The sequence below is a fragment of the Syntrophorhabdaceae bacterium genome (assembly GCA_028713955.1).
In the GTDB taxonomy this organism is placed as follows: Bacteria; Desulfobacterota; Syntrophorhabdia; order Syntrophorhabdales; family Syntrophorhabdaceae; genus UBA5609.
On the sequence record JAQTNJ010000216.1, the window covers coordinates 1 to 5,403 of the forward strand.

Here is a 5,403-nt window from a genome sequence, read left to right on the forward strand (position 1 = left end):
TATACGCCGTGTCCCATGTAAATATTATTGAGATAGAGATTGAGGATATCCTTTTTCGTCAGCGAATTCTCCAACCGATAGGAAAGGATCGCCTCCTTTACCTTTCGTGTTATGTTTTTTTCCGGGCTAAGCATGAGCGATTTGATCACCTGTTGCGTTATTGTGCTTCCGCCCTGCACAACCTTTCCGTAGAGAATGTTCTTCCAGAGCGCCCTTGCGATACTGAGGGGATCTACCGCGCCATGCTTGAAGAAATCGGCGTCCTCGGCGGCAAGAAATGCATCCTTCACATATTTCGGGATCTTATTATAGGCAACAAAGATCCTGTTGTCCGGTACGAGGAGATAGATGAGCTGATCATTGTTGTCGTATACACTGCTGACCGGCTTGTTCTCCAGATGCTTCAGGACCGCAACCGACGGTATGTCGTTCATGATATACACGACAAAGCTTACAGAGAGGATCAGACAGGACAACACAACGAGCGCGATAAGGTAGAAAGGGAGTCTTTTTTTCAAAATTTTGCTGCGCTTTTTCCGCATCACATACTCCCGATACGGTGAGTCTTCGAGTTTTTTTTAATCATGTCATAACCCTGCTTTTAAACGATAATTGTTCAGCCCTGTCTTCGATGGGACAAAACAGGATTATTCTTATACACGTCAGGAGATCGCACAGGTTACAATGGCCTTGGCAGCCAATTCACCGTTTACGTTTTTTACGTCCACATCGGCCACTGCAAATCTTTTTCCCTTGTGTACGACCCTGCCTTCGGCATAGACAACCATATCCTTGACGGGCACAAAATAATTTATCTTCATCTCAAGGGTGGCGATCTTTTCATCTTCACGCAGGAGGGTCAATACGGCATTGACGCCTGCTGAATCCGCAAGGCTTGCAAGAGCCCCACCGTGAAAGTAGCCAAAGGGATGCGTCAGGTGGTCTTCAAAATAGAGCTGGAGCTTTGCATACCCTTCGCTAATCTCAATGACTTCAATACCGAGATATTCAAAGTAAGGTGTGTCTTTTGCCAGTTTGCGTAGCAGTTCCTCTTTCATATTCAGAGCCTGTTTACATTTCTATACCAAAATGTGCATTTTATCAAGAGAAACAAGGAATGAGGTGCGAGGAACGAAACAACCTTTGTCTCACGCCTGCTTCGTTTTAACGTTGAACCCCCGATAGAGTCATTCGAGGGCAGGCATAGAACGTTGAACAGATGTTTCGTCAGCCCCCGATCTTTAAACTGGCGGCCATGTCCTTCAGGATGCTGAAAATGATATTTGGATTTTCTCTGACAATGGCATGAAAGTTTTCTTTCGATATGACAACAACCTCCGTTCCGGGATCGAGAGCAATCGCGGTATCTGTCCTCGGCTCGTTGAGAAACATGGAGAGCCCGCCGAAATATTCCCCCTCTTTCACGATGCCCGTGGCGCCCTGATCCCTGTTGATGCCAACTGATCCCGCAATGACATAAAACATGCTGTCTGCCGGGTCCCCGTCACGAAAGATCTCTTCATCGCTGTCGTAGGTTTTCACAAACCTTTCACGAAGTCCTTTCTTCACCTTTCTGGAGATGGGCACATCAAGGAAGATATTTTTCAGAAGAAGGAGGTCCTTGTTTCTCATGTTCGCCAGCAGCTCGGCGCCAAAAAGCATAACCAGAAAAGAGAAGTAGGACCAGAGTATTATGATAAAGATCGCTTTCAGAGAACCGAAGGCAAAACCATAATTGGGATTCATAACGAGAAATCTCGAAAATATCTCTTTTATCAATGTCCAGAAGACTGCTGAAAAAAATGAAGCGATCACAAGATAACCTGCACTTAATCTGACAGGGGAAAAGATTGCATAAAAAAAGAGCATCGACATAAAGGTCACAATGGGAGGGGCCACATAATCGATGACAGCGAGGGCAAAGGTATCACCCTTCAGGGTGGTCTCTGCCATGACATCGAAAAATAGTTCGCTGGTGAGGATCGCGGCAAAAAGCAATACTATGACAGATGCGGCAAGGACATCAATGGTCATCGATCTCAGAAAAGGCACCTGTTTCTCTATCCTGAAGATCCCTGAAAATGCCCTTCGTATTGCGTTGACAAGGGGCGTGATAGCCCAGAAGAGCATGATAAAACCAAAGATCCCTATTGCGTTTCTATGTTTCGCAAGAAAATAGGCCTCATCGAAGAGTACCTTGCCGAACTGGGGGATGATCCTGCCGGCCATCTTTTCAACACCGACGACCAGTGTCTTCGATGAAGTAAACTCAACGCTGAAAATAGAGATGGCAATGAAGAAAAGGGGGATAAATGCAAAAAAACCATAATAGGCAAGTGATGCAGCCTCATCGAGGTTATTATTTTTCTGAAAGGATCTTATTGATTCCCTGACAATGAGCAAGGAGTAACTTATTGTTCTTATGAATTTATCGTACATAAAGAGGTTGATGATCTATATGATGAAACAATGCAGGAAATTTGTAAAGTAAAACGTGAAACGTTAAAAGTGAAACGGAAAATGTTTAAATCCTTCCACCTTTCACCTTCCACCTTTCACCTGGCAGCTTCTTCAGCGTTTCCCTTGAGCGCGTGATGCTTACGAGGGCAATGAGGCTGGTAATAAAGAGAAGCCATATGATCATCCTGTATGCGGACGGCGGGTACATACCCTGTGTCTTGCCTGCGCTGTCGAGAACATACCCCATGAGGGGTTGAAAGATGATCCCGCCGATAAAAGGGAAGATGTTCATCGTTCCCATAGACGTACCTGAGATCTCGGCAGGGAAAAGCTCCTTTGTTGCAATAATAGCTATGGTGCCCACTGAACTGATCGTTACACCCATCAGAAAAAAGAGCACGTATAATGCCGGGACCGGCAGCGTTTTATAAAAGAGCAGCATAATCAGCCAGCATATGGAGTTGAGTATCGACGTGCCCACAAGAACCTTTTTCCTGCTCGTCAATGTTTTATCTGAAAGATGCCCGATGACCGGGCTTAAGAATATCATCGCGAAGGCGACCATGGAGAGGATATTCCCCGTAGAGCTTTTCGACAACTGATAGACGTCCATGAGATAGGGTCCCGCCCAGAGCCCGAAGAAGCCGAAGAGCGCCCCGCCTCTTACAATGAACCATATGGCAATGGACCAGAAATGTCTATCCTGCAAGATGACCTTCAGGTCACCTGGAACGTTCCTCTTCACGGGTATGCCATTGCCGGCATGTTCAACAAGACCGGGCAGCCCTTTTTTCGCAGGCCTGTCTTCAACGACACGCCATGTCATAACGGTGAACACAATGGATACCGTACCTGTCACAATAAAGGACATCCTCCAGCCAAATGCCTGGGAGAGAAGCGCAAGCGGCGTTGTTGCTGCGAACCATCCCAGGCCTCCGATAGCCATAAAGGCGCCTGATATCCGCGCCAGCTCAATACCCCTGTACCACTCAGCGAATATCCTCATCGCCGAAACAAATACGGCCGAGACACCAAGTCCCACAAAGGCCCTTGCAGCAAAGGCAAACTCAAAACGCGGCGCAAGACCGAAAAAGACAGCCCCGAAGGATGCGACGGAACCAAACACGATAAGGGTCTTCTTTGGTCCCCACGAATCAGACAGGATACCTACCGGTATCTGGGTAAGGGCATAAGGATAAAAATACGCAGAGGCAAGCAATCCGAGGCTTGTACCTGATATCTCGAAGGCATCGATCAATTCCTGCGCCACGACGGCCGGTGCGACCCTCTGAAAATAGACGATGAGATACTGTGCGGCAAGTATCGAGAAGATATACCAGCGGTATCTGTGAAACCTTTCCAATCCTTTTTTCATGTGATAACAACCGTAGTTCAGATTTTACATTCTATACGCTTTCATGTAAAATAAAACAATTTAAAAAAATAAGGACGTGCCATGCAAAAAAAGATACTAAAAGATTTACTCAATGTTGTAAGGGGGATAACCCCGCCTGATTGCGTTGTGCGCAACGGCAGGATTGTTAATGTCTTTACCAATGCCATCGAGGAGAACCTGCTTATAGCGATCAAACATGGCCTTATCGCATCCATTGAAAAAGATGAAGGCAGCTCCCCTTACGGCAATGCGCCGGTGATCGATGCGGAAGGATCGTACCTCTGCCCGGGTTTCATCGACTCCCACACCCACCTGGACAACTCTAATTCATTCCATGCCCTTGTCCCCTACGCGGTGAAGGGAGGGACAACGACGGTCATAACTGAAATTGGCGCCGTAAGCAGCGCGACAGGTATGGAGGGTGTGGAAGTGTTTATCGAGAGTACAAAAGGATACCCTCTGCGGTGTTACTTTGTCGCCCCTCCGCACACGCCCCCCTTACCCGAACTGGAGGGCGCCCTTGGCATAAGCTTCAAAGAATTCTCAAAGCTCCTGAAACGTGAAGACTTCGTCGGCGTAGGAGAGGCCTACTGGATGAGGGCCCTCGATGGGGACGACAGGTTTCTTAAACAGGTAGAGCTTGCGATGTCGCTCAACAAAAGGCTTGACGGTCATGCCGCGGGCGCCCGCGGAAAGAGGCTCGTTGAGTATACGCTCACCGGCATCACCTCATGTCACGAATCGGTGAACGTCGACGAGGCCATCGAAAAGCTGAGATACGGCATCTATGTGATGATCAGGGAAGGCTTCGTGCGAAGGGAACTTCCCGAACTTGCGGGACTGAAAGACCACGCTGTGGACAAACGGAGGATCCTGCTCGTCTCGGATACCTTCGACCCCGTCATGCTCTGCGAGGAGGGATATCTCGACTCGGTCGTACGAAATGCCATCCGATACGGGTTCACTCCGATGGACGCGATCAAAATGGCCACGATCAACCCCGCGGACTACTGTGGCCTGCGCCACCTCGGCGCGATAGCTCCTTTGCGATATGCCGATATCCTCTTTTTGAAAAATATAGAGGATATAGCGATAGAGAAGGTCATGGTCAACGGGGAGATGGTCTTTGGAGACGGAAGATTCCTGAAAGACATCAAACCTTACGAATATCCGCTCAGTGCAAGGCAGACAATATCGGCCGCAAAATGCGTCGAAGAGGATTTTAAGATCAAGGCAGACCCGAATCACCCGGAGATACGGGTCATCGAGGTCATAAATGAGACCATTACCAGGGAGATCAGGCACAGGCCTTCAGTCCATGGAGGTTACTTAGAGAAAGACCTCGAGAATGACATTATACCTGTTGCGGTGATAAACAGGAGAAACTCGAAACAACGTGGCAACGGCTTTATTAAAGGAACGGGCATCAAAAATGGCGCCATAGCCACAACCCTCATCTGGGATACTGCCAATATACTCGTCATAGGGAGCAATGAAAAGGATATGGAACTCGCCGCGAACAGGATTATCGATATCCAGGGCGGCAT

Annotated in this window: 5 protein-coding genes; 1 reads left to right on the forward strand and 4 read right to left on the reverse strand. The window is 48.0% G+C overall.

Going from position 1 to position 5,403, the window contains the following annotated elements; translation table 11 throughout:
- The 4 genes from PHU49_14080 to PHU49_14095 form a co-directional block, all read right to left on the reverse strand.
- Positions 1-518: transglycosylase domain-containing protein (locus PHU49_14080; protein MDD5245134.1), on the reverse strand; the 518-nt coding region annotated here is incomplete at its 3' end.
- 144 nt (positions 519-662) lie between these two features.
- Complete coding sequence (locus PHU49_14085; protein MDD5245135.1) at positions 663-1,058, reverse strand: PaaI family thioesterase; 396 nt, start codon at positions 1,056-1,058, stop codon at positions 663-665.
- A gap of 169 nt (positions 1,059-1,227) precedes the next feature.
- Complete coding sequence (locus PHU49_14090) at positions 1,228-2,439, reverse strand: YhjD/YihY/BrkB family envelope integrity protein (protein MDD5245136.1); 1,212 nt, start codon at positions 2,437-2,439, stop codon at positions 1,228-1,230.
- Between the two features lie 85 nt (positions 2,440-2,524).
- Positions 2,525-3,835 carry an MFS transporter gene (locus tag PHU49_14095; protein ID MDD5245137.1) on the reverse strand — a complete coding sequence of 437 codons (1,311 nt, stop codon included), beginning with the start codon at positions 3,833-3,835 and terminating at the stop codon, positions 2,525-2,527.
- Positions 3,836-3,916: 81 nt separating this feature from the next.
- On the opposite strand from PHU49_14095, the gene PHU49_14100 reads away from it, so the two are divergent.
- A partial coding sequence (locus tag PHU49_14100) for an adenine deaminase C-terminal domain-containing protein (protein MDD5245138.1) occupies positions 3,917-5,403 on the forward strand: 1,487 nt, incomplete at its 3' end.